Origin of the sequence: Micromonospora sp. NBC_00330 (genome assembly GCF_036136635.1) — a bacterium.
GTDB classification, from domain to species: domain Bacteria; phylum Actinomycetota; class Actinomycetes; order Mycobacteriales; family Micromonosporaceae; genus Micromonospora; species Micromonospora salmantinae.
On sequence record NZ_CP108012.1, the window covers coordinates 2,691,528 to 2,716,331 of the forward strand.

General features: G+C 68.7%; 20 protein-coding genes. 6 read left to right on the plus strand and 14 right to left on the minus strand.

Translation table 11 applies throughout. The annotated features are described in order from the left end of the window. Positions 1-17: 17 nt before the first annotated feature. The 13 genes from OG598_RS11975 to OG598_RS12035 form a co-directional block, all read right to left on the minus strand. Positions 18-2,822, minus strand: a complete 2,805-nt coding sequence (locus OG598_RS11975) for an RNaseH domain-containing protein (RefSeq protein ID WP_328654487.1) — start codon at positions 2,820-2,822, stop codon at positions 18-20. Then, positions 2,819-6,163, minus strand: coding sequence for a hypothetical protein (locus OG598_RS11980; RefSeq protein WP_328654488.1), 3,345 nt, complete (start codon positions 6,161-6,163; stop codon positions 2,819-2,821). Before OG598_RS11980 ends, OG598_RS11975 begins: the two co-directional genes overlap by 4 nt. Beyond that, the gene (locus tag OG598_RS11985) at positions 6,160-7,398 is read right to left on the minus strand and encodes a restriction endonuclease-related protein (RefSeq protein WP_328654489.1); all 1,239 of its coding nucleotides are present in this window, start codon (positions 7,396-7,398) and stop codon (positions 6,160-6,162) included. Before OG598_RS11985 ends, OG598_RS11980 begins: the two co-directional genes overlap by 4 nt. A 69-nt stretch (positions 7,399-7,467) precedes the next feature. After that, a complete protein-coding gene (locus OG598_RS11990; RefSeq protein WP_328654490.1) occupies positions 7,468-8,742 on the minus strand; it encodes a hypothetical protein in 1,275 nt (424 codons plus the stop codon). Between the two features lie 281 nt (positions 8,743-9,023). Then, entirely contained in the window at positions 9,024-9,296 is a 273-nt protein-coding gene (locus tag OG598_RS11995; protein WP_328654491.1) for a hypothetical protein, read from the minus strand. Positions 9,297-9,310: 14 nt separating this feature from the next. Continuing rightward, complete coding sequence (locus tag OG598_RS12000; RefSeq protein WP_328654492.1) at positions 9,311-10,273, minus strand: DnaB-like helicase N-terminal domain-containing protein; 963 nt, start codon at positions 10,271-10,273, stop codon at positions 9,311-9,313. 24 nt (positions 10,274-10,297) lie between these two features. Further along, positions 10,298-10,990, minus strand: coding sequence for a hypothetical protein (locus OG598_RS12005; RefSeq protein ID WP_328654493.1), 693 nt, complete (start codon positions 10,988-10,990; stop codon positions 10,298-10,300). Further along, a complete protein-coding gene (locus OG598_RS12010) occupies positions 10,987-12,768 on the minus strand; it encodes a type IV secretory system conjugative DNA transfer family protein (protein WP_328654494.1) in 1,782 nt (593 codons plus the stop codon). Before OG598_RS12010 ends, OG598_RS12005 begins: the two co-directional genes overlap by 4 nt. Further along, on the minus strand, positions 12,769-14,265 hold the full coding sequence (locus OG598_RS12015) for a VirB4 family type IV secretion system protein (RefSeq protein ID WP_328654495.1): 1,497 nt from the start codon (positions 14,263-14,265) through the stop codon (positions 12,769-12,771). 5 nt (positions 14,266-14,270) lie between these two features. After that, positions 14,271-15,806 (minus strand): SCO6880 family protein, encoded by a 1,536-nt coding sequence (locus OG598_RS12020; protein WP_328654496.1) that lies wholly within the window; start codon positions 15,804-15,806, stop codon positions 14,271-14,273. Then, positions 15,803-17,371 carry a hypothetical protein gene (locus OG598_RS12025; protein ID WP_328654497.1) on the minus strand — a complete coding sequence of 523 codons (1,569 nt, stop codon included), beginning with the start codon at positions 17,369-17,371 and terminating at the stop codon, positions 15,803-15,805. Before OG598_RS12025 ends, OG598_RS12020 begins: the two co-directional genes overlap by 4 nt. After that, positions 17,368-18,093, minus strand: a complete 726-nt coding sequence (locus OG598_RS12030; RefSeq protein WP_328654498.1) for a hypothetical protein — start codon at positions 18,091-18,093, stop codon at positions 17,368-17,370. Before OG598_RS12030 ends, OG598_RS12025 begins: the two co-directional genes overlap by 4 nt. Before the next feature lie 8 nt (positions 18,094-18,101). Further along, positions 18,102-18,401 (minus strand): hypothetical protein, encoded by a 300-nt coding sequence (locus tag OG598_RS12035; protein WP_328654499.1) that lies wholly within the window; start codon positions 18,399-18,401, stop codon positions 18,102-18,104. Positions 18,402-18,607: 206 nt separating this feature from the next. On the opposite strand from OG598_RS12035, the gene OG598_RS12040 reads away from it, so the two are divergent. The 6 genes from OG598_RS12040 to OG598_RS12065 all read left to right on the plus strand — a co-directional run bounded on the left by OG598_RS12040 (position 18,608) and on the right by OG598_RS12065 (position 23,939). Next, on the plus strand, positions 18,608-19,069 hold the full coding sequence (locus tag OG598_RS12040; RefSeq protein WP_328654500.1) for a helix-turn-helix domain-containing protein: 462 nt from the start codon (positions 18,608-18,610) through the stop codon (positions 19,067-19,069). A 117-nt stretch (positions 19,070-19,186) separates the two neighbouring features. After that, entirely contained in the window at positions 19,187-19,723 is a 537-nt protein-coding gene (locus tag OG598_RS12045; RefSeq protein ID WP_328654501.1) for a hypothetical protein, read from the plus strand. Further along, on the plus strand, positions 19,716-20,867 hold the full coding sequence (locus tag OG598_RS12050) for an MAB_1171c family putative transporter (protein WP_328654502.1): 1,152 nt from the start codon (positions 19,716-19,718) through the stop codon (positions 20,865-20,867). The genes OG598_RS12045 and OG598_RS12050 overlap by 8 nt, the downstream gene beginning before the upstream one ends. Then, positions 20,864-21,457, plus strand: a complete 594-nt coding sequence (locus OG598_RS12055) for a phosphoesterase PA-phosphatase (RefSeq protein WP_328654503.1) — start codon at positions 20,864-20,866, stop codon at positions 21,455-21,457. Before OG598_RS12050 ends, OG598_RS12055 begins: the two co-directional genes overlap by 4 nt. A 135-nt stretch (positions 21,458-21,592) precedes the next feature. Further along, positions 21,593-22,657: a M23 family metallopeptidase gene (locus tag OG598_RS12060; RefSeq protein WP_328654504.1), complete on the plus strand. Its 1,065-nt coding sequence runs from the start codon at positions 21,593-21,595 to the stop codon at positions 22,655-22,657. Positions 22,658-23,786: 1,129 nt separating this feature from the next. Continuing rightward, entirely contained in the window at positions 23,787-23,939 is a 153-nt protein-coding gene (locus OG598_RS12065) for a hypothetical protein (RefSeq protein ID WP_328654505.1), read from the plus strand. A 191-nt stretch (positions 23,940-24,130) separates the two neighbouring features. Here the strand turns inward: OG598_RS12065 and OG598_RS12070 are convergent, their stop codons facing one another. Continuing rightward, the gene (locus OG598_RS12070; RefSeq protein ID WP_328654506.1) at positions 24,131-24,760 is read right to left on the minus strand and encodes a hypothetical protein; all 630 of its coding nucleotides are present in this window, start codon (positions 24,758-24,760) and stop codon (positions 24,131-24,133) included. Between the last annotated feature and the right edge of the window lie 44 nt (positions 24,761-24,804).

Sequence of the window (24,804 nt, forward strand, 5' to 3'; positions counted from 1 at the left end):
CTTGACGCAGGAGCTACTTATCGTCCCGGGCCGTCTTCCTCCTCATCGGACGCTTGTGCTGTGCGGCGATATTGAGGATGGCCCTCGTCCATCTGAATGGCCGCGTGCAGTGCGACTGGGTAGCGGGCGCGGCCGGACCAATACATGGTCTGGTGACAGAGCTGAGCGGTGGCGACCGCGAGTGCCTCATGAGAGACACGGTCATTGAGGGCGATGGGGTAGATCTCGGTAGCGGTCATCGAGTACCACGGTTCGGGCATCTCGCTCTTGCGGCGTTCTTCGCGGTTCTCGGAGATAACGGACCGTTTGGCGTCCCACCTGGTGTACTTCGCGCCGAGCCGGCCCGAGTTGCCACCGTCGTAGTTGCGCGGCACGTTGCACAGGACCCAGACCGGCGTGCCGAAGTCCGTCTCAATCTCGTAGAGAGCGTTGGTCGTCTCGCCTTCTCGTACGGCGTCTTTTGTGCTGAGTACGTGGGTGTAGGCGATCGGTGGGGGCACTCTGTCGTCGGCGATGTTGACGCGGATGATCGCGTCGGGGCGTTCATCGTCTTGCAGGCTGTAGCCCGGCAGCCACCGCTTACTCTTCCATTCTCCGGGTTGGCTGCCCTGCTTGCTGTTCTGCAACCCATCCCAGATGCGGCGGGCGCTGTCCTCGTCGACGGTGACGACGTACGGCCGGCCATCGAGGTCCTCGGCGAGGTCCTGCAGTGCCTGTTCGACGACGTCGCCGACGTCGTCCCAGCGCTGACGGTACGACTTCTTGCCGCCGGTCTCCTGCGGGTATTCGGTCTCGTGGAACTGGTTCTGGGCTTGGCGGTAGGGCTGCCATGAGGCGACAGTCGAGCTCCAGCCGAGCAATTGCCACACGTCGCCTGGCGTCGGCGGCGGGATCAACGCGGTCGCGGTCACGACCGTTCTGGGAGAGCTCTTCTCACCCTTGCGTTTGTTCTGCTGGCGGATGTGGAAGCCGACGTGGGCGATACGGTCGGCCCCGTACCCCGCGTGTCGTTTCTCAGGACGCAGGGCGTTGGCGATGCGGTCGTCGATGATGCCGAGCGAGCGGTAGAGGTCGAGCAGCGCCATCTCTGCCGGGTGGTCGGGGTCCTTTGGCTCGATGATGCCGTTGGCGTTCCTGCCGAGCAGGTACTGGCTGGCGATGTCCTTGCTCGCCAGAATCATCTTGCTCTGTGGCTTCGCGTCCGCTTCCTCCAGTTCGGCGGGTTTGAGGCCTGGGATGTCCTCGGTGGTGGGGATGTGGGTTTCGCACCAAGCACCGATCAGGACGTCGCCGCTGGTGTCGAGTGCCGCGGCGGCGGGGTTCAGTGCCTTGGTCCGGCCGTTCGGGCTACCGTGCGCCAGGAAGTTCGCCGCGAGGTGGAAGACGGCGGTGATCGTCCCGCCGAAGAGATCGATCTCTTCGCCGTCGTGCGGGTCGAGGCCCTCGGTCTCGAGGCCGTACGTCTTGGCGAGGGCAGCGATCATCCGCAGCCGGGTTTCGTCGCGGTACCAGAGGCAGACCAGGCGCAGCTTGGTGAAGCCGGCCGCTTTGACTGCGGCGGCGATGGAGGCGGGCTCGGGAAACGCGCTGCCCTTGCCGCGCAGAGCCTTCTTGGACCCGGTGGCTTCGCGTTCTGCCTTGCGGCGGTCCAGCTCCGCCTTGGGCACCCGCTCGGGGTCAGTCGGTCGGTGCGGCAGAGCCATGGTGGTGGCGCGCGCGATGAGTGGCTCTGCCCGGCCCTCAAACCGGCCCAGGACGTGCTCGTTGAGGACCCGCAGGTGGTGCATGCCGGTGCCGACGCCGATGGGGAACGGCCGGCTCTTCGGCAGTACGGGCCAGATCTGGGCAGGGCGTTCACGGGAGAAGCTCAGGGTGGGCCTGCGGTCCTTGCCTGCCTCGGCGATGGCTTCGGCGCGCATGCGCTGTTCGGCCTGCGAGCGGGTCGCGATGGCCTGCAGGACGGAGTAGTCCATCTCGAGGCGTCCGAGCGCCTCGAGCGCGTAGCGGCTGATGGTGCGGGCGCCGCCGCCGCCGTGCAGGCCCACTTCGAGGACCGGGCGGTTGTCACCGGGCTGGACCGCCAGCACGGTCCTGCTGTAGATCAGTGAGTCCGAGATCCGGGTCACCCGGGAGGTCACCATGAGTACGGGGGTGGCGATGTTCGGCACCGTTTGCAGCGTGAGGGCGGTACGTGACAGTGCGTACCGGCCGCCCTGGTCATTTTCCCAGGGGTCGTCGAGAGCGATCAACCCGCCGGTGACGTCTGGCCGCAGTGGGATGGCAAGGCCTTCGCGGACCGTCCAGGGGCCGGCCAGCTTCTGCGCCAGGCCCCAGGCGATGGTGCGGAACACCCAGTTCGGGGCGACGGGCTGATTGCCGGTCTGCGGCCGGACGTGCTCGGCGAGGTAGACCTCGCTCTCCGGAGTGTCGGCGATCTTCTGTGCCAGCTCCGGCGGCTGCCGCAGGTCGATTTCGTGGATCGCTATACCCTGGGCCAGCCCGTGGGTGAGGGTGAACACCCGGCACAGGAGCTTGTCGTCGATCCGCTCCCGTGATGCGAGGAACGGCTGGGGCCCACCAGGCTCGAAGTAGACGTATCCGCCGGTGAGGACGCTGAGCACGGTGGTGGCGATCGAGTACGGGGCCTGGGCGGAGTCGTTGCCGTACCGCCTCTGGCAGGCGCGGTCGAAGTTCTCCCACAGGGTGCGTGTCTCGGCGTCCAGGTTTCTCAGGTACACGCGGTCGTTGCCGACGAGGTCGGGGGTGCAGCGGTACGCGAGCGTGTCGAGATAGCGTCCGGGCTCGCGGTGGTGTCGGGTCACTCGTCCTCTTCTCGGAAAGCGTCCAGCACGGTGGGCTCGTTGGGGTCGATTCCGGCGTACGACAGGAATGCGTTAAGCGCTTCGCCGTACAGGTCGTTCATCTGTTTGCGCACGTCGGGCGGCCACTTCGCGTGAATGCGGCGCAGGATGGTGTCGAGGTCAGCGCTCCAGGTGTCCTCGTGGAACGCGAAGTCGACCATGTGCAGGACGGCTTCGGTACCGCCACGGCGGGCCCGACCGGCGAGCTGGATGAGGTCGACGATCATGCCGGCGACCACTTCCTCCTGCAGGGATTTCTGCATGGAGGCGAACTGGCTCGCCGAGCGCAGCAACAGCCTCAGCCTCTCCCACGCGGCGTCGCGGGCGGCGGCGAGCGCGGCGACGGGATCACTGCTTCCACCGGCGGGGAGGGCGCGCATGCCGGCTGCGTTGATGCTCCCGTACATCTCGGACGGCTCGTTCAGCAACGCCAGGGGCCGCACGCACAGGTAGACCGACCGCACCGCGGAGCGGATGCCCTTGACGATGTTGAGGCCACGCGCGATCAGCGACAGCGGCACGACCAGGATGTTGCCCCGGTCCGGGAAGGTCTCGAACTCTTCCTGGGTCAGCCGGACGGCGAGGTTCTCGCGGGGCAGGTCCGGATTGAGGCTGTGCCGGTCCTCGGCGCGCACGGCCACGCACAGTCCGGACCGGTAGTTCCCGGACTGGGCGATGCCGCGGGCGAGCAAGGCGCACTGCTCGTAGGAGTTCGCGACGACGAGCACGTGGGCGCGGTCGGGGTCCTCGCGAGCTGCCCGTTCCAGCTCCCGGCGGATATGCCGGTCGTACAGCTGGTCGCCGAGCTCGATCAGGGCGTCTCGTTTTCGGCTGGTGTGCAGTCCCGAGACTTTGATCGGTTCGCCGAGCAGCGGGTGCCCTTTGCCGTAGTCGACACGCCGTTTCCGGGCGCGGATGGAGCGGGCTTGTGCGTCGGTCATCCACCAGCGGACCGGGGCGTGGACGTGTTCGCGGACGGCCTGCGGGAAGAACGCCGTCGCTGACAGCCCCATGACGGGCCGTTGCGTTCCGGCCAGGCTCAGCGAGACGATCCCGCCGAGTTCGGCGGTGAACAGGTGCGGGTCGCCGCCGATGGTCTGGGCGACCAGCTCGGCGCTCTTCTGCCTGTCATCGAGGCCGGTGACCCGGTAGCCGGTCAGGGAGCGGCCGAGCATGCCGATCGGCATCACGGTGGTGATCGCCGAGTGCTGGAGCTGCTCGATGATCTTCTGAGCGGAGCGCAACCCGGACGACCGGAAGCGCTGCGCGTTCTTGCGGACCTCTGCGAGCGCCTCGTCGAGTTCGATCATCACCGCGCGGGTCGCCAGCAGGTTGATGATCTGGGCTCGGCGGTGCCCGTCCTTGATGACGTCGCCCAACAACTCGTGTAGTTCGAGCTTGACCGCGTCAAGCAGGCTCTCGCCTCGTGGTCCTACCAGTGCGCTCAGGCCCCGTTGGACGTCCGCCCACACCGGTTCGAGCGCGCCGCTCGCGCGTCCGTGCCGGTCGGCATGCTGGTAGCGCTCAGGCATCAGCGCGTTGATCCGCTCGACGATCTCGGTGGGTATGCCCGCGTCGCCGATATCGGAATCGGGCCACAGCAGTCGGGCCAGTGTGCGGTCGCGGCCACGCGCCATGTGCCAGCGGCTGCTGGTCTGATCGGGAATGCGTTCCTCGGCGCGCTGGTCCTCGGCAGCGTGCAGTTTGAGCGCGTTGCGGCAGATGCTGAGCAGCAGGAACTCAGCCATGAGCCGCACGTGGCTGACCGACGGCAGCAGCACGTTCTCGTCGTCGATGGGCAGCCGCTTCGCGTCGGTATCGATCTCCTGAGGGGCCGAGGTCCAATGACGGCGCGAGTGCAGTTTCACGTCGCTGGCGCAGCGTTCGATGGCCCTCGACTGGAACTGATCCACCTCGTCGATGAGCACGGCATGGCTGGTACGCAGCGCGAACTCGGCAGCCGTCAGGGTCCGCACGGGGCGGCCATCGAGATTGACGCCGATCCGCAGGGTGCCCTGCAGGAAATAGAAGTGGTTCATGACGACCACGTTCGCGTCGCACGCCTCGTAGACCGGGGTGAACTTGCTACAGGTCGGGATCCACGGGCAGGCCGAGACTCCGACGCCCTGACGGCCGAGCGAGAGGCAGGGTTCACGTCCGGGCGGGTAGTCGCCGGTGGACTCGGTGAACTCGCGTTGCGCGCATCCGTAGGCGAGCGGGTCGATGTCGCGTTCTCCGCGTAGACCCCAGTCGCCGGGCGATTCGGGGTCTTCGTCGATCAGCGAAGCGTGCTTGACGGCCCGCTCGCGCATGCTGCTCGAGGACATCAGGTGCGCGCACGTCGGCGTGTGGTCCAGGTCCTGTTGCTCTCGGAGATAGGCCAGGTCGCCCTGGATGTTCGAGGTCATCGCCAGGCAGGACTTGATGTCCGGCTGCACGAGCGTGACTCGTAGGTTGCGCAGGGCGAACCAGCTGGCCATGACCCGGACCAGCACGCTCTTGCCGGTGCCGGTGGGAGCGTGGAAGATCTCCAGGCCGACGGCCGACATTGTTAAAACTTCACGGGGCGAGACGACGTCGGTGGTCTGCAGCACGTCGACCAGGCCGGTGAGCGTGGTGTGCAGGAACCGCTTGGCCGGCGGGAAGCGTTCGTCGATCTGGGCGGCCAACGTCAGGAGTTCGTGCGTGGGAATCTGCAGCTCGGGCGTGTAGGGGACGGTCGACACGTGCGGCAGCTGGTCGAGGGCGAACGGTTCGGTGAAATGCGGATAGCGCGGGATCCGCACCCGCCCGTGGATCTGACCGCCGTCCTTGACGTAGATCGTGGGGGTACTCCACGTTCCGGGGCCCGCGAAGTCCGGCGGCTTCGGGCGGACGCTTGGGCGCCGGAACCGGGCGGTCTGGCGATCGACGTAGTCCAGCAGGTTCCCGCCAACGCGAGGAAACGCGGCGTCAGCCCTGAACGGGTTGTTCCCGGCGAGCTCAAAGGCTGCGATGGGTGCCTGTTCCTCGTCCGGACCTGGATCGGAAGGGGTGAGGGCGGTGCGGGCGGCGACCGAGAAGGCACGATGCTCGGCCAGGTCGGCTGGGGCGATCGATCCGACCAGCGCGATCCGCTGCTTCTCGTCGCGGGTAAGCCTGCTCCAGCGGTCCCACACCGTGTATTTCCCGGACAGCAGGAACGCGGCGTCGGCGAACCCGGCGGCGTCACGTGCGTCACCGGGGATACGGCGTGGGAAATAGTGGGCTGCCAGTGCCAGGGCGGCGTGCACCACGCTGGTCTGCACGGTCGGGTCGCTCATGCCCACCTCACCCCCGCTTGCTTGCAGACCAGCTCACCGAAGGCCGAGGCGGTGGCCACCTTCATGTCGTACTTCTGGCACACCTCGGACAACAGGGGGACCTGCCCGGCCCGGTAGTCCGGGACCACGAGCCATTCGGCGCCGCCGCGGTCACCCTCCTGCGCATGGATGAGGCTCGCGAGCGTCGTCGCCGAGGTGTAGTCCTTGACGTCGACCTTGAAGGACGTCTTGGTGCCAGGGATCGTCACCTTCAGGTCGTAGGCGTCCAGGGCCGGCCACAGGTTCACCTTCAGCCCGCGTTCGACCAGTCGGTCCCGCAGCGCCAGCTCCGGAATCCCTGGCACTGTGGTGTATCGCCAGATGCCCCGGGCCAGCGCCTTGTGGTTCTCCGCCGGCATCGGCTGGGGAACAACATCGATGTCGGGAAACAGCACCGCTTCGCGGGTGGCGGGACGGTCCGGGCGTGGTTCGGGAAGGAGTTCGGCAGCAGAACCGTCATCGCTCGGACGGAACAGGTACGAGGCCCCCATATCGGCGTGCGGGGTGTGCCAGCATCGGGCCGACCCCACCAGCGCACCGGCGCTCTTCGCCAACGCCAGCCGCATCGGCCACCGGCAGATAGGACACTCGTACCACCAGCCCTGGTGGATCGAGGCGTACGGGATGTCGGTGTAGAACTCGACCACGGTCGGCGGCAGCCGCAAGTCCGCCAGCTCATCGGTCGACCCGGACGGATATCGGATCAGATCCGCACGCCCGTTCTCGTAGACCGATTGAACGCCCTGTTTGCTCAGCGCCAGATACACAGTCTCCTGCTCCACCTCCTCCCGCAGCTCGCGCACACCCGCGAGCATGTCCGAGCTGCGATCGAGTTTGCGCAGAGTGTGCAGCAGCATCCTCTGCTCGAAGTCCAGATCGAAGGCGTCCTCCGTGACCTGCCCGTCCTGATCCATGACGAGCAACCCCTTGAGATCGACTGGCTCCACCCCCTCGGGCAGTAGCTGCGCAAGGTCACCCGAAAGAGCCTGCCGGAACCAGCCGAACGGCAACGGGCTTCCCGGGCCGCGGGCAGCCAGCACAATCCCGTGGCACTCCATCAAAGTCTCCAGCCGCCGCTCCGGCTTCCACCCAGCAGCAGTGAGGGCCTTCGCGGCATGCAGGGCCGCCTTGGTCACGAGGTAGCGAACATGAAGATCACTTAACGTGCGCGCGTCGTCATCGACAGCATGGGTCACGAAGGCGGATGTTAGACCCACCCTCTGACAAGACGAGGTCCCGAAAGCGGTCGAGGTCAGTGTCAGAAATCAGACGACGAGGCGTTCGAGTCCGGGGCACTCCACGCGCGGATACCGCTGACGATAGGTGTCCGCGAACTCGACGACGTGACGCCGGCCGAGATCAGTTAACTGCCAACGGAACTCCACCACGTGCGTTCCGCCGGGAGCCAGCACGGGCACTGCCTCGATCAGCCCTCTGCTCGGCGGGCCACCGGCCGCGTTGCGATAACCGACGCCAAGAAAGAACAAAGATCTGCCCGCCAGCCGGTCCTCCGGCAGACCCTCGGGCCCGGCCGCCGCCACCCGGACCAATACACCCCACAACCACTCCGACAACAGATGCGGCTCGTGATCCACTTCGACAGCCTCATCCAGACCCGCCCGGGCGGCAGCCCGTCCGCGTCGGGTGATCTTGACAGCAATCCGAACGACCTCACCGGCATCCGGATGATCGATGACATCCTCGGTCACGATCACCAGGCCCCGGCGAGCGAGGGCGTGCAGAGTCCGGCCAGCGCCCGGGTCATGAACCCCACGTCGGCGCAGCCGCTCCTGGAGACGCGTATGACCCGGCTCTGACGACGCCTTCAGCGCCAGCGGCAGCTGACGCCACTCGGCGGCAGGCGGCACCGGCAACCTCTGCAGCCGACGCATCCACATCTCGGTCTCGGTCATCCGGTCGTCGCGCATGATCTCGCCCAGATACACGCGCTGCCGCTCATTGAGCGACGCCCACGCCTCGGCAGCGGCCCGAGACGGCCCCCTGCGTCCTCCGCCTTCCACCGCCGGCGCAGGATCCTCCGGTCGGGTGCGCATCCACGCGTCCAAAACCATCCGGGTCGGCACCCGATAGATCTTGGCCAGCGGCGGCAAGAGGCGACCGGTCATCACCGGCTCCACCCAATCCCGGCCGGCCATCGACTCACCGCATTCGAGCGCAGACAGCGCCTCCGCCGACACACGCAGATCCTGACCGGCGTGAGATGCCTTCAACAACTCCGACGTGCGGGCCAGCGTCAGCCCGATCAAGAAGCGCAGATCGGCAAGCGTCTCCTGGCCTGGCACGATGTCGATCAGCTCATCAGGGCGGCAACTCACTGCCTCGGCCAGGCGTTCCACCTCAGCCGGAGTCGCCGCAAGCAGACCTTCCTCAAAGAGGAACACCTTCCGGGCGGACAGCCTTGCGCGTACGGCCGCATCGCGCCGCGCCAAGCCACACGTCAACCGTCGTGCAGCCAGAGCCCCCGGAATCAGCCGACGGGCCGCAGGCACGATCATGCCGGCGTCGACAACCGTCGTCACGCCGCCCACGTCGGTCCGACATCCGCAGACCTAGCCTTCATAGCCATCGCAACCGTCCCCACCAGCGACGATAACCCGTTACGGGCCAAACTGCAGGCGACCTAGGGGACCGCCCTTGACTCACAGTCTCCAAGTATCGAACACATGTTTGATCGTTGCATGGATGTGTCGACTAGTCGAGCGGTGCAGTGGTGGAGACACGCCTAGCCGTCAGTACCGGATTCAGCGCTTGTACCGCTCGCCGACAACCCACAGGCAGCGTGCTGCTAAGCCTCGACGGCTCAGACCCAGAGCGCGCCGTTGTTGAGCCGCTCGTGCCACTGATCGAGCTTGAGGTTCTGCTCCTCGCTGGTGATCTCGACGTAGCCGTCGTGGTCGCCAATCCACCAGCGATCGTCGTGGCGGACGAACATGTGGTGTCGGTCTCGCGGGGAGAGGCGGCTGGCCCGCTGTTGCTCTTCGTGCCGGCGCATCTCGTCGTGGCTCATGGTCCGCGGTACGCGGGGCGGGGCGCCGGCGCTGATGGTGGTCGCGGGTTCGGGGTTGGTGTTCATGGCTGGCACTCCCTTCACAGCTCGATACGAGGAACGTCGAGGGTTGGGCTGGATTCGCGTGGCGGTTCCACCCCAGCAACTGGGCCTTCGACTTCCGCGGAGCGGGCGATAGCGGCGGCCTCGGCTGCGCTGGCGCTGCGGGTGAGGGTGACCGTGACGTGTTCGGAGACCAGGTCGTGGCCGATGGTGACGGCGGTCCCGACTGCGACGGCGGTGACCTCCAGGCGGGCGAGGTGGGTGTAGTGGTTCAGGGTCTCTGGAAGCCGCTGGTGTGGTGCCCAGAGTGATTGGATCTCCCGTGCGCGTTCGACGTTCCAGGCGAGGATGACGGCGTCGATGGGGTCGTGGTCATAGGCGATCGAGACCGCGAGTTCGTAGGTGAGTCGCCGTTCGTCGGCCGTGAAGACGTCGGGGGTCAGCCATGCGGCAACGTCGCGGGCTTGTTCGGGGTGCTGTAGAAGGTCGGCGATGATCGCATCTTCGGGGTGCAGGTCGGCGGCAGCCAAGGCCACGACGGTGGGCAGGGACAGGGCCTGGTCCGGATCGATCGTGCTGGCGGGGGCGAAGATCTCCGCTTGGGCGGTGAGGGCTTGGCCGAGGCGAGCGAGCGCGTCCCGGGCGACCGGGTCGGTAGTCTGCGTCGCGGCGGTGACGTAGGGCTCGGCGAAGTCGATGGTGTCGCGGTCGAATGCGGCTTGGATGACGATCTGGCTGTAGGCGTGAACCCGCTGGTCATCCGGGGCGGCGGCGGCAAGAGCGTCGAGCAGGTTGGTGTCGACGTCGGGCCGGTCGACGATCGTGACGACAGCGGCAACGATCCGTCCGGGGTCCTCGCCGGTCACAAGGGTGTCCAGGATGGCGCTGTAGATGGCCCGGTGAGCGGGGTGGCTGAAGTCGTCGCTGATGAGGTTGTCAGTGATGAGAGGCTGGTTCGGATCGGCGAGGAGGGCACCGAGAACGCCCTGCTCCGCGCGCATGATCAGGTCACTCATGGCGGGTCCTTACTGCTTCGTGAGCTGGTCGCGGACGGTGTCGGCGGCGCGCATTCGGGCGCTCGTTTCGTCGAGGTGGGCGTGGTGGTCGGGGTCGGTACACCGAAGCCACGCGCCGTCGCTGCTGCGGGTCCACCACGCGCCGGCGAGGTGGGCGTAGTAGGGCATGCTGCGGCTGTGTGGCCGGGCCTCGCCCTGGTCGAGAGCCGAGGCCATCTCCGCGTCGGCAATCGTGTCGGGAAGGCTGCGGGCCGGGCCGAGGGCGGGGCTAGAGGCCATCAGCGGCGGCCCGTGGGTCTGCCAGCGTTGGGCGAGGTCGGGGTGCGCCTCGCTCAGTAGAGCGGCGCTGGTGTGACCCGCCCGGCAGGTCGGGGCCCAGAAGTTGCCTGCGGCAGCGAGGGTTTGGCGCAGTTCTCCGTGCCAGGAGCGGGGGGAATGGGCGCCGCCGCTGTCGCGGCTGGTGTAGAGGACGTCGCGCCAGATCTTGAGGCTGCGCAGTTCCTCGACGAGCCCGGGGTGCTGTGGCCAGCACAGCGGCAGTCGCTCTTCACGGGAGAGTTCGTAGAGGTCATGGATCCAGGTGACCCAACCGACCAGCGCCGTCCACTCGGCGCTCTGCTCTTCGAGGGTCAGGGCGTGCCACTCGCGGATCGGCCGGACGGGAGCGTCTGAGGCCGCAGCGGCCGGTGAGTCGATGGTCATCGCGGGGTCTCCGGGCTGTGGCCCAGCAGGGTGCGGGCGTGGCGAACCGCGTCCGCGTACTCCCTGGCATGTCGGCTCTCGTAGTGACGAGCCATGCGGGTGAGGACGGCCGGGGTGGTGGCATGGATGACCAGCGCCTCCCGGCGCTGCTCGTTGAGGGTGCGAATCGCTTCGGGGGACATGGTCTTGCGGTCGGTGACGGTGGTCTGGACGATGACGCCACGGTCGTTGCGTTGCGGGACAAGGAGGGTTTCGCGATAGGTGCCGGCGAGTTGAGAGAAGTCGTCGAGGTCGTCGCCGGCGAGCCCACCGAGGGCGATCTTGATGGTGGAGTTGGCCCAGAGCATTCGGCGGCCCACGGCCCGCCAGCGTTGTTCGGCGGCGGCGAGGTTCTGCAGGACGGCGGTGACGAAGATGCCGCTGCCTGCGGCGTAGGACATCAGCTGCGGTAGGTCCGGCAGCGGGACGACGTTGGTGACCTCGTCGAGGATCAGGCCCAGGGGCGGGTCCAGCCGGCCGGTGGGGGCGCGCAGTGCGAGGCGTTTCGCGGTGGTGGTGATCTCGTCGACGAAGGCGGTGACGAGTGGAGCGAGGGCTTCGGCCTGTTGTTCGTCAACGAGCAGGTACACGGTGTCGGTGCCGGAGCGCAGGAACGTCTCGATGTCGAAGGATTCATCGACCGTTCCGGCGAAGACGTGGTGGGCGGCTTCGCCGAAGAGACAGCTGGTGCCGGTCTGGACGGTGGCCCACAGGTTGGACCGGGTGGTGTGCGGTTGGCGGTAGAACCCGTCGAGCATCTTCAGGACCCCGTCGCGGGCCCCGTAGGCATCGCGCAGGAGTTTCACGGGCTGGTCGTTGGTGTCGTCGGTCGACCAGGCCAGGACGTCTGTCATGGTCCGGCCGGTGAGGGCGGCGGTGTGCAGCCAGGCGGCCATCAGGTTGGTGGCGGTCATGCCGAAGAACCCGGCGTTGGTCGTGTCGGTGCTCTCCTGCTTACCGACCTGGATCATCACGCCGGCCCGCTTGCGGGCGACGTCGTACCGGTCGCAGCCGGCGACGGGGCTCCAGGCGATGCGGTGCGGCCAGGTGAGATCACCGGTCAGCTCCATCACCCACGCCGTTCCCGCCCGGAGCGTGGCGGTGTTCTCCAAGACGTCGGGACGTACGGAGGTGACGACTGCGGCGCCGGGGAAACCGCGCAGCCACGGGATAATGACCTGGCTGGTCTTGCCCTGACGGGGCGGGGCGACCAGGAGCACGGAGGATTCGAGCCCTGCGTGCAGGCGCATCGATCCGGCGTCGCCCAACGGCACCGCGACATCCGTCAGCTTCGGCTTCTGAGCCAGACCAGGCCGCAGGCGCGGGGCCGACCGCAGGACGGCCTCGGCGGAGAGGGTGCGCCGCAGCTGCTGCCGCGATGCCATCCCCCGGGCCTGGCGTCCGTTGCCCCACCGCTGCCACAGCGCCGCTCCTGCTGTCGAGAGGGCACCGGTGACGAGCACGGCGGCGGTGTAGAAGCGGATCGGGCCCGGCAGCTGGCCCTGGACAGGTGGTGGCCAGGCCAGTCGAGGGTCGCTGAGGTGCCGGGGCAGGGCGAGAGCGATGCCGTACGCGTCGGCTGGGGAGGTCGCCGGCCAGTGCAGCGCCAGCAGCCCGGCGACCTGGCCGGTCAGCCAGATGCCGAGCATGCTGCTAGCGGCCACCGCGACGACGGCACCCACCACCCAGTCAGAGCCGCTGGTGAGACTCCCGCCGAGCCGCGTGGTGTTGCCGCTCATCTACACCGCCATTCGTTCGTTGGTGTAGAACAGCTGCCGTTCCTGCGGGGTGAGGATGGTCTGCACGATCTGGCTGGGCTGCCGGCCGATCTTCCACAGCGCCCGGCCGACGTGCTCGCCGGACCAGGAGGCGATGTGGGCGCACTCGGTGTCGGTGAGCCCGATCTGGTCCTTGGTCATGGCCAACGGCGCGGTGTCCTGGCGCAGACATACCCGCACGTCGCAGGAGGCGATGAGGTTGCTGGCGATGGTGACCTCTTCGCTGCCGGCCGGGCCGACGGCTTCGAAGTCGGCGAGCCGGTGGGTGCTGAGCACCTGGATCGTTCCTTGGGCGCGGGACAGCCGCAGGTCGGAGTCGACCTTGCGGATCATGGCGGGGACGCGCATGGCCCGCCAGAGTTCGTCGCGGATGACCATGCGGACGGGACCGTCGGGTTCGTCGATGGCGGCCTGTCCCCAGGAGGAGACGCAGGCCAGGGTCATCGCGACGGTCTCGTCGCCGCGGCCGTCGATGCGGGACAGGTCGACGGTCTGGATGGGAGCGTCAAAGTCCAGGCGAATGGTCGTCGGCCCGTCGAACAGGCCGCTCAGCGACCCCTGGACCATGTTGCCGAGGGCGTCGGCCGTCGGGCGGATCATCTCCCGCAGTTCCCCGGTGTCGTCGCCGCGGACCCGCAGTTCGGAGGCCATGTCCGGCAGTGGGTCGCGTAGCAGCGCCCAGACGGCAGGGATGGTCGGATCGGTGAGGCCGCTGTCGCCGGTGGCCTCGCCGGAGGCGTGCTTGATGGCCAGGGACAGGGCCGCCTCCTCGGTCGGGGACAGTGCCCGACCCAGGCGCATCACCAGCAGCGAAGAGAGCAGGGTGATGCGTCTGCGGTGGATCTCGTCCAGCCGCTCGCGGAGCTTCTCCGTGTCGCCGGGAAGGTTGCGGCCGAGGGGTCCGCTGTCGAGGGGGTTGAGCCGGTTGCCGAGGCCTGGCCCGAGCTCGAGGGGCTCGACGCCGAGGTGGCGGGCGAGGGTGGCGTACTCGTTCTTGATGTCACCGAGGACGAAGGCGCGCACGCCGTAGGCCATCAGCCGGTAGCAGAGCAGCTTGATGGTGGCGGACTTCCCGGAGCCGGGTACGCCGGTGATGAGGAAGTTCGGGTTGGTGATCAGTTGCAGGCGCAGCCACTCGATGGGATGGCAGGAGAAGCTGCCTCCCGACTGGGTGTCGATACCGATGTAGGTGCCGGCCGGGGGCATCGTCTGCCCGTACAGCCACGGGTAGAGGCCCTGCATCTGGCCGGTGGAGGCCCGGAAGACGGGGATCTGCGGGGCGCGGGCTGCCTGCCCGGCGAACGGCCGCGGCCATCCGCGCCGCGGCGGCGTCGGTTCCGGTCGGGCCCGCCCGGGCTTCGAGAGGGCCGCGGCGGGCGTGGTCGGGGTTGGGAGGTCGCCGAGGAGGTCGCTCAGGTCGGCGACCGGCAGGTTGTTGCCTCGAGTACGGCGCAGCATCGGGCTCACCACCGCTTCCGGGGCAGGCCGAAGCCGAACGGGAGGGCGCCCATCACGAAGCCGGTGTCGTGGGCGTACCACATGCGGCGCAGCTCGATGCGGGCTGCGGCGGCGTCGGCCTCCAGTGCCGCGCAGGCGTCCTCGGTCTGGGCCGGGTCGGTGACGGTCACGGTGACGTAGCCGGTGAACCGGACTAGGCCGTGGCCGGCGGCGAGCTCGGCGTCCTGCGCCTCGGCGCGCGCCAGGGCCTGCCGCTCGTGCTCGGGCACGATCTGCTGGGTGCGGTGCCGCATCCCCACGGCGACGGAGCGGCGGGTCCGCTCCCCCATCACCTTGCGGGACGCCTCGCGCGGCCCGAGGGGTTCGATGTGCATCGAGTACGCCCGCCGGTGCACGCCGTCGCCGAGTAGCGGGGCGAGGACCGTGGAGTAGACCTGGTTGCGGGGCCAGTCGTGGATCCAGTACGTGACGGAGTGGGCGCCGTCGTGGGCGTAGCTACCCGGGGAGCTGAGCGCTGCGGCGGGGCCTGCAACGGCCGGATCGACGCCAGCGGGCAGACCGTCGGCACCCGGGGTGGTGGCGTTGGCGCGGCGTTCGGCGAGGTGCCGGCCGGCGTGCGGGTCGTAGGCGGTGCGGATGACCTCGGCGAGGTCGCGGGGGCCCAGCCACGACTCGACCTGCAGGTCCGCGCCGGCGATCGACGCGGACAGTGCCCGCAGGTGCCGGGTGAGGATGTCCGCCGCGGCGACGCTACCCCCACCTGCGCTCTTGATCGCCCCGGCGGCGCGGCGGTGGTCCATCGTGAAGGCCAGGTACGCCTCCCGGCCGCTGCTGGAGAGTGCGGCGGCGGTGAGCAGATCGCTGGTGACCGCGACCGCCTCGGCCGGGGCGGTGGCGGCGACGTGGTCGGCGTGCCAGCGGCGCAGCGCCGCTCCGGACTCCGGGACGATGCGCTGCAGCGCCTGCACCCGCACGATCGGGTTCCCCTCTGTGCACAGCCCGGCCAGCAGCGCGCCCCAGCCGGCGACGCGTTGGTCCCGGCGGGCGGAGTCGACCAGGCTGATTCCGGAGTAGCGGACTCGCGCGACCGCGGTGTAGGTGCGGTCCAGACGGTGGTACGCCACCGCGAGCGGCTGCCCCGACGGACCCTGCGCCTCCAGAATCGTCAGCGGCGCCAGGACTCCGGGCAGGTCCATCGGTTTCGCGGCCGTCGCGTCGGCCGGGGCAGGAGCGAACGCGGCGGAGAGGAAGCGGTGCCGGGTGCGGGAGCGGCCCCAGTGATAGGAGGTGAACGCCAGCACCCATTCGTCGGTGGTGCGGCCTCCGACGCGCAGGAACGCCAGCGTCGCCAACACGATGGCGAGCGGCCAGAGTAGTGCCCCGGCGGCGGGGCGGGCGGCGGCGAGCGGCCAGATCCCCGCCAGGACGGCGCCGGCGAGCATCGTGACTCGCTGCAGGGTCATCCCGAACAGGAATGCGACCTTCTCGTGCTGCCATCCGAAGTAGCTGCGGGTGCGGTGCTCGGCGGTGGGGGTGCTCACCGGTCGGCCTCCTCGGTTGGGTTAGCGGCTGGAGAGTCGTGCGGGGCTGGCAGGGCTGGATCGGGTACGCCCGTCCCCCTTGGTTGGGTCGGAGGCGCGGCCGAACTCGCGGCGCTGGCCGAGGGTCTTGGCGTCGGGTTGGTCTCGGGGGCCGGTGGAGGCGTGTGGAGCGGCGGTGGCACGGCTTCGGCCGCTCGACTCGGCGCAGATGTCGGAGCGGGTCCGGTCATGTCACCGGAGGAGGCCGGGATTCGAGGTTTCGCTTCAGCCGTTGCGGTGGAGCTTCCGGTGGTGCCGGTTGGTGCGGCGGAGCGGCCAGCGGTGCCGGTGAGGGCGCCGGTCCAGCTGCCTGCGTAGCGGGAGTAGCCGGCCGGGCGGGCGTGCGGGTTCGCACCGTGTACGCCAGCGTGCCCGGCGGTTTGTTCCATCCGCCCGGCCAGGGAGTTGACAGCCCGCTGGGCCAGGTCGACGCCGGCGGCGGCGACCGCGACCGGCGCGGCGACCGCCCCGAGTGCCGCGGTCGCGCCGCCCGCCGCGCCGGCGCTACCACCGGCCGCGCCGCCAGCGGCGCCGCTCTTGCCGGCAGCCGAGGCGAGGGTGCGTGCCTCACTGGCCTGGCTGAACTGAGCTGGGTTCACCCCGCTCGGCGGGCCGCTGGCGTTCGCCCTACCAGCGGCGAAGCCCAGCATCCCGGCGAGCCCGCCACCGGCGGCGGCCTGCACGGTGGCGAAGGTGAAGAAGCGGGCGATGACCGGCCACGCGACGACGGCCATGAGCAGCACCAACATGCCGGTCAGCAGGGTGGTCACGTCCTTGGCCCGGGTGGGGTCGGTCGGGTCTCCGAGAACGCCGAAGCCGATCGCGAAGACCAGCGCGATCATGGGCTTGAGGATGACCAGCTGGATGGTGGCGACGCAGAGCTTCGACCACCAACTCTGCGTCGTCTCCGACATGTTGCCGACCGCGGCGATAGGCGAGGTGGCCAGCAATACCGCGATCGCGGCGTTGCGCAGCAGCAGCTCGAACCACAGCACCAGCGTGAGCGCGATGCCCACCAGCGCGAGGATGAGCATCAGCGACCCCGAAGAGCCGGTGACCGAGCCCATCTGGAACAGGACGGTGAGTTTGGCCTTGAGGCCTTCGTTGCCGCCTAAGGATCGGTTGATGATGCCGCGGCTGACTTCGTCGGCGGCGATCAGGGCAGCGTTGGCGACGACCATCGTGACGAGGAACGCCAGCACCGCCTTACCCGCGCCGACGAGGCCCTGCGCCAGCGGGGAGCCGTCGCGGGTGGCGACGGTCCGGACGACCTGGAGGAGCAGTAGTAGGGCGGCGATGCCCATCGCCAGCCACCGCGAGATCGCCAGTGGCTGGTTGATGCTCATCAGGTCGAGGTTGGGAAACGCGACGAACGCGTCGGCGAAGGTCTTCAGCAGCGATGTGGCGGCGTCGGCGAACGAGCGGCAGACTGATTCCCAGGCGTTGGCCGCGGCGCCGTCGATGATGCCGCCGGGGGTGCAGCCGCTGATCTGGCCGTTGAGCGGGTCGCAGGCTGCGGCGTTCACGGGATGATTTCCTGCCAACCTTGGGCGGCGGCCTCGGCGCTGCCGGGCTGGGTCGCAAGGCTGGTGTAGTCGGTGGCGTCCGCCGGGTCCGGCGGGAGGACCTTCCAGTCGGTGGCGGCCCAGTGCAGCCGGATCGGGTACACGCCGATGGTGGAGGCGACCTGCCGGCCGGGCGCGGTGGTGGACAGGTAGCCGAGGACCAGCACGGTCGTCGTGTCCGGTGTGGCGTCGCGAAGCTGGTAGGCGGCCGGTCCGAAGGTGAGCGATGCGCCCAGCGGCACCGGCCCGATCGTGGACACGCCGAGGGTGCGCCGCAGGTTCACCGCCCCCTCGGCGAGGTAGTCGCTGGCGTCGGCGAACGAGGGGTCGGCGATCACGGTGGCGATCGTCCGCGCGCGAGCCGGATCCAGGTTCGACAGCACCTGCGTGAGGTATTCCGTACCGGCCGTCACCGCACCCGCTGGTGAGTGCGGGTGTCCCACCGCGATGCCCTGCACCGTCTGGCTACCGGCGCCCAGCTGAACCGGCCCGCTCGGAACTGACGTTAAGGATCCGGTGGCCGTGGGCGGCAACGCGACCGGCGTCGCCGTTGTGGCGTCACCGCGATGGGGTTTCAGCACCCAGACGATCAGCCCGGTGGCCGCGACCAGGGTCGCGAGTGCTCCGCAGGCGATGACGACCCACCGGGCACGGCGTGGTCCCGGGTCGATGAAGTCGTTCACGGCTCAGCTCAGTTCGCTGCGCCGAAGACGGTGTTGACCAGGGGGATCGCCATGGCGGTGACGATCACCCCTCCGAGCGACCAGATGAAGGCGCTCTTGCCCATCTCAGCGGTGCCGGGCCGGTTGGAGAGCTTCCCGACGGCCATCAGGCCGCCCGAGGCGAGGGCGGCGATGGCGCACCCGATCAGTGCACCCCACTTGACGTACGACAGCAGCAGCGAGATGCCGTTGCTGCCACCCGTCGGGTCAGCCGGAGCCGGGTTGGGCACGTCGGCGAGCACGGACAGGGCAGAGGAAAGGGTGTGCATGAGGAACTCCTTGCAGAGCGGAGGGACACGCCGCCGCGAGCTGACCAGGGGTGTTAGCAATCGCGTACAGCAGGATCAGACTTTAAGCAGCCCGCCGTCCGCAGGGGTAGACCCCGCTGGGTGACATAGGTCATGTGGCAACTTGCGTCTGCGATTGCTGTCATTGCAGGCTTGACCGACGCACTGACAGAAAGGCCGCTGCCGGGATGACGACCGACGACAGGACCCACCGCGTTGCCGCGCGCCTGGATCACCTGTTCCGCACGGTCTACCCCGCGACGCTGGGCCGCCCCTACAGCTACCGCGAGGCGGCGGCGAAAATCGCTGCACTGGCCGGTGGCGAAGCGGTGATCTCCCCGGTCTATCTCCAGCAGATCCGCACCGGCCAGCGCAAAACGCCGAGCCTGGACAAGCTCGCCTGGGTTGCCCAGTTGTTCGGCGTCCCGGTGACCTACTTCAGCGATGACATCGTCGCGGAACGTGTTGACGCGCAGCTGGAGATCGTCACCGAGCTGCGCGACGACGGGGTGCGGGAACTCGCCCGGCTCGCCGCCGGGCTGTCAGCGGAGGCCCTCGAGCCGATCAAGGCGCAGCTACGGTACGCCCGCCGGATTGAGGGCTTGCCGGACGCCGACAGCGGTGGGACGCTGCCGGTCAATCGAGTGTGAAATGCCTCTGACCTGCGACTTCGGCTTGACGCCGCACCACGGCAGGCCACTAGCCTGACTCATCGCACCACAGCCGGGTCGCCCTGTGCCCCGGCTCGCCATTCGATGGGAGAGGCAATGCGCCGACCACGGGCCGCCGGACCCGAGAGTCAGGCTCACCTACGCGATCTGCGGCGGCGGTGCGAGCAGCTACTCGATGACAACAGCATCGTGGTCCCGTCCCCCTTCGATCGGCACGGCCTCGCCGCCGCCATCGCCCGGCACCGACAACGGCCCGTGACCCTGCGCGACCTTCCCGCGTCCTCGCGGTCGGGCCAACACTCCGGGCTGTGGGTGCACACCGCCACCCAGGACCTGATCTTCGTGGACCCCACCCGCAGTTCGTGGGAGCAGGACCACATCACGGCGCACGAGGTGGGCCACATGCTGTGGGGCCACGAGGCATCCGACGTCGACCTCGGCGAGATCCTGCTGCCGGACCTCGACATGACCGTCGTACGCGCCATGCTCGGCCGACACGACTTCACCAGCGACCAGGAGCGCGAAGCCGAGATGATGGCCACCGTCATCATCGACCGTGCGGGCCGCGCCGCGCCTGGCGCACCCGCCGGGCTGTCTCAGGTGGCATCCGCCCTCGCGCTCGACGATGTCTGAACCCTCCGCCGCCGAACTCGTCGTGGTGGCCGCGTTGTGGATCGTGTCAGTCGCTCGGGTACACGCCATACACAGCGGGCCCGCTCACCGTGCGGTGTGGGCGGCCATCACCGGGCTGGCCGTGTCGATGACGGTCCGTGTCGAGCCAATCGCGCACGCAATCGACCAGCTCGCTGGCGTACACGGCGCCGGCGTCCTGGTGAAACACCTCGCCGGACTCGTGGCGGTGGCGGCCCTGTTCGACCTTGCCGTCCTGGGCACGGCCACCCATGTCCGGCGTCGCGTTTCCCTGGCCGGCCTGGCGGTCACCGTCGTCATCATGACCTGCCTGTTCTGGACGATGCCCCGCGTCGACTCCGAGGACTTCGCTGACCAGGCGGCCGGCAAACCCATCGCCACGGCGTACATCCTGAGCTGGACGGTGTATCTCGGCGTCGCGATAACCCTGTCCGCCCGGCTGTTCCGCCGTGCCCACCTGGCCAGCCGACACCGCGTCGTACGCGCCGGTCAGCTGGTGCTCGTCGTCGGATGCAGCATCGGCACCGGGTACGCCCTGTACCGGGCCGCCTACTTCGGCGCACGTCTCGCCGTCGGCCCACCAAGCCGCGGTGACATCTTCTACGTCGACCTCTCCGACGACATCAAGTACCTCGCCATGCTGCTCATCACGGCCGGGCTCACCATCGCCGGTGCGCCCGGAACGCGAGCCAACCTGAGAGCCCGCCGGCATCTACGGACACTCGGCCCGCTCTGGCACGATCTCGTGCCTGCCGACCACCGTCTCGATCCACCCGGGCTCAGTCCCCGCGAGCGGCTCTCCCGTCACGTCGTCGAACTCCACGACACGATCCACGACCTGTACCGCCGTACCGACGAACAGCTCGTCCATCGCGTCCACGACCGCCTTGCCACCCAAGGGCTCACCAGCCAGGATCTCGCGGCAACGACCGAAGCCAGCCTGCTCCGCATCGCCCAGGCGCTGCCGCCCACGGTTACGCCCGCTGCCCCCTACGCCCCGCCGCCCACGTCACCAAACCCGGTCGAACGGCTTACCCGGCTGCTCGACCTCGCCCACGTCTGGGACACCACGGCGGTCCGGGACGCCCTGACCCACGCAAGCACCGCACCGGAGCCGCACCGATGACCGCCACCCTTACCGCCGAATCCCGCACTGCCCGCCGGGTGACCGACTGGCTCGATCCGAAGACCTGGATCATCGCCGTCAGCCTCATCACCGGCTGGACCTCCGGCCGGTGGGAGGGCCTCGGATGGGGCATCGTCAGCGCGGTGTTCGCCGCAGTCATCCCGGTCCTGCTCATCAAGCGCGGCGTCACCGCCGGGCGGTGGGCCGACCGGCACCTCGGCGTACGCAGCCACCGCCTCACCGTCATGACCCTCATCCTCACCTCGGTCGGGATCGGAATCGGCGCCATGGCCGTCGGCGACGCACCCCGCGCGGTCATCGCCCTCACCCTGGCCATGTTCGCCACCCTCGCCGCACTCGCCGTCGTCACCCTGCGCTGGAAGATCAGCGTGCACACCGCCGTGGCCGCCGGCGCCACGACCATGCTCGCCAGCCAGCTACCCGCCCTCGCGATCGCCGGCCTGGCCGTCGTCGGGGCGGCCGTGGGATGGTCCCGCGTCGCGCTGCGCGACCACACCACGGCGCAGGTCGTCGCCGGTGGGCTCCTCGGCACCATCGTCGCGGGCCTGATCTTCGCCAACCTCACCTGACTCCGTTTGCGATAGTTGACAGCCGGACGCCTCGCTCGGCTATCCTCGGCGGCACTTCATGCTGTTTGCAATCGCATACAGGCTGACCTGCGTCCGTCCGAGGTGCCCCATGCCTACGCCCCTGCCGAGGCGGCGATGAGACCGCTCACGCTCGCACCCCTCGTACCCCTGGCGCTCGCCCTGAGCGTCTACGTCGCGGCCACCGGCAGCGGCAGCCTCGAACCCGCCGCCTCCACCACCGGCTGCCTACCCGCCCTGGCACCCGGAAGTGCCGCGCAGGCCGAGTTGAAAGACCTCGCGCCGACCGCTCTGGCGCACGCCCAGAGCATCTACACCGCGTCCGTTCAGATGAAGCTGCCCGCCAGGGCCGCCGTGATCGGCATTGCCACCGCCCTGCAGGAGTCCCACCTCAGGAACCTCGCCAACGCGAACGTCCCCCGGTCCCTAACTCTCCCCCACGACGGAGTCGGCGCCGACCATGACAGCGTCGGGCTCTTCCAACAACGACCACTCCCGCCCGACGGAGCAGGCGGATGGGGCACCGTCCAAGAACTCATGACCCCGGCCATCTCCGCCACCAAGTTCTTCACCAAGATGCGCGGCATACCCGGCTGGGAGACCCTCCCCCTGACCGTCGTGGCCCAGCGCGTCCAGGTCAGCGCCTTCCCCGACGCCTACGCCCAACACGAACCCCTCGCCACCGCCATCGTCAACGCTCTCACCGATGGCAGCCTCACCTGCTCACCGGGAGCCGGCACCTGGGTCAAGCCCGTCAACGGCACCTTCACCAGCGGCTTCCGCACACCCGAACGCCCCACCCACGACGGCGTGGACGTCGCCGCACCCAAGGGAACCCCGATCTACGCCGCCAGCGCCGGAATCGTCATCACCGCCAAGTGCGGCAGCGCCAACTGCGACATCGACGGCTCCCTCAACACGCCAGGCTGCGGATGGTACGTCCAGATCCGCCACGCCGACGACACCGCGACCCGCTACTGCCACATGCTCCACCGCCCGTACGTTGCCGTTGGGCAAGCCGTCAGCACCGGACAGCAGCTCGGCGTCGTCGGCACCAGCGGCCACTCCAGCGGCCCTCACCTGCACTTCGAAACTCACACCAGCAACCCGCCAGGTAGCGCCAACGCCACCGAACCGTTCGCGTTCATGGCCGCTCGCGGCGTCCTCCTAAATGATCACTGACAGCACGTTCGCGCTCGACCTTCAGTCAGTGGCGACTGCCAGTTAATCTGGCATCGTCTGATGCGGGCGGCGACACCGCGTAGTCCGATCGGCTCGGGCAAGCGCGGCCAACCCATGCAGGTATCGCAGCCAGCGGCATTGCGCCGTTCGGAACAACCAGCCCTTCCCGGCCACGGACCTTGACAACTGAAGCGCGCCACTTCCAGCAGAGAACCCGCCGCCTCGGCCGGATCGGAACCGTATGCGATCACGCCACAAGCGCGGGGTTCCGAACCAGCAAACCCGCGCGGAACCGGCCTAGCGGGCACAAATCAGACCAGTTGCAAGCTTTCATCTATTTGACCAGGTCACGAAGCGTTCCACCGGTCGGAGACGGCCGGTCTCCGTTGCAGCGACTGAACCGCCGACGCCGACGGTGAGGGCGGCGTCGTTCCACCGGTCGGAGACGGCCGGCCTCCGTGACAGCCCTCCATGCTCCAGAACGCGGCTATCCGCCAGATGGCGTCGTTCCACCAGTCGGAGACAGCCGGTCTCCGTTGTAGCGACACCGCCGGCGGTTCGGCGTGGTGGGCGGACCTGTTCCACCGGTCGGAGACGGCCGGTCTCCGTTGCAGCTTCGTCGTCCCGTACGGCGCCAAGTTCGTCCGCGAGCAGTCCCACCGGTCGGAAAGGCCGGCCTCCGTTGCAGCCCCCGGATCCGGGCCAGCTCACGGGCAAGGTGCACCGAGTTCCACCGGACGGAGACGGCCGGCCTCCGTTGCACGACGCCTTGCGTTTCACTGGTCGGAGACGACCGATCCCCGTTGCAGCATGGCCGGGCCGTGGGAACGGCGGATGGTCGAGCGCTCGTTCACCGGTCGGAGACGACTGGTCTCCGTTGCGGCTCGATCTGGGACAGCCATTTGCGATTGCGGCCGACGCGTTTCGGCGGTCGAAGACCACCGGTCACCGTTGCAGCGTTGGCGAGTACCAACGCCACGCACCGGGCCGCCGGTTCGATCGGGTATATACGGCCGGTCTTCGTTGCAGGTTCGTTGACTTCACGGGCAAAGGGGCCCGAAGCAGGCCGCGCACGTTTGGGGTGCGCGCCGGGGCGACGACGCGCAGCAGCGTCGCCAGCAGACCAACTGTGGTCAAGCTGGCGGCGCTGACGAAGATGAACGGCTTCGGCCAGCAGGTGGTCGGGCGGGGTGGCCGGGATTTGGGAGGTGACGGTGTAGCCCTCGACGAGACGTTGCTGCCAAAGCGGTCCTGCGATCGCGTCACGATCAGGCAGGCGTAGCCCTCGATCTCGCCGGTACCTGTGCGGCCGGTGCGGCCGCTACACCGTGGCCACTGAGGGGGTCCAGCCGAGCTGGGTGTCCTGGACGACGACCCCACGGGCCGGAAGATTAACTCTGGCCGCGACGGTGATGGTGGCGACCAACACGTCCAACTCGCGGGCACGGAAGCGGCGCAGGTCAGGACGCAGGTTCACACCACCGTCAGGCCGCCGTCCTCGTAGGCGCTGCGCTGGGGCTGCGGAACCTCCTGCATTTCCACCCACGACTGGTCGCCCAACCCGACCTCAATCCGAAATCGCAGCGGCTCGTCAGCGTAGTCACTACGCCACGCCGAATCACCACCTGAATACCAGGCCGGCGGGGTTGTGCGCTCGACCGTGAATAGCCACGAGTCGGTGACCGCCTGATCGTCTTGCTCGGCGGCACGTCCATCATGGTCTGCGCCGTCGGTACCGGGACGCAGCCGAAACGGCCCCCACACCTGCAGGCGAATTTGCTCCGCGGTCACGTCGTGGCGTGGTTGCCGGTTCTTACCGTCGTCGCGGACCTCAACCCGGATCCGGTCGTACCGCTCCACGTCTCGAGGGCCCATCAACTTCACCACCAGCAAGCCAGCTTCCGGCGGCCACTTCATGTCGAGCGCCAGATGCAGTTCTGGCCGCATCTCCCGGTGCCGGCGCTTTTGCTCAGCGTCGGCCTGGTCACGGCGCACACCAGCGGAGGTTCGCCACGCCAAAGCTGCGACGACCGCTCCGGTGACGGTGACGGGAGCGAGGAGCACTGCCGTCCAGTCGGCAAGGTTCATATCTTGGATGTTCACGCCCGAATGATGGCCCGCCGAAGCAAGGGGGAGGTACCGCAACT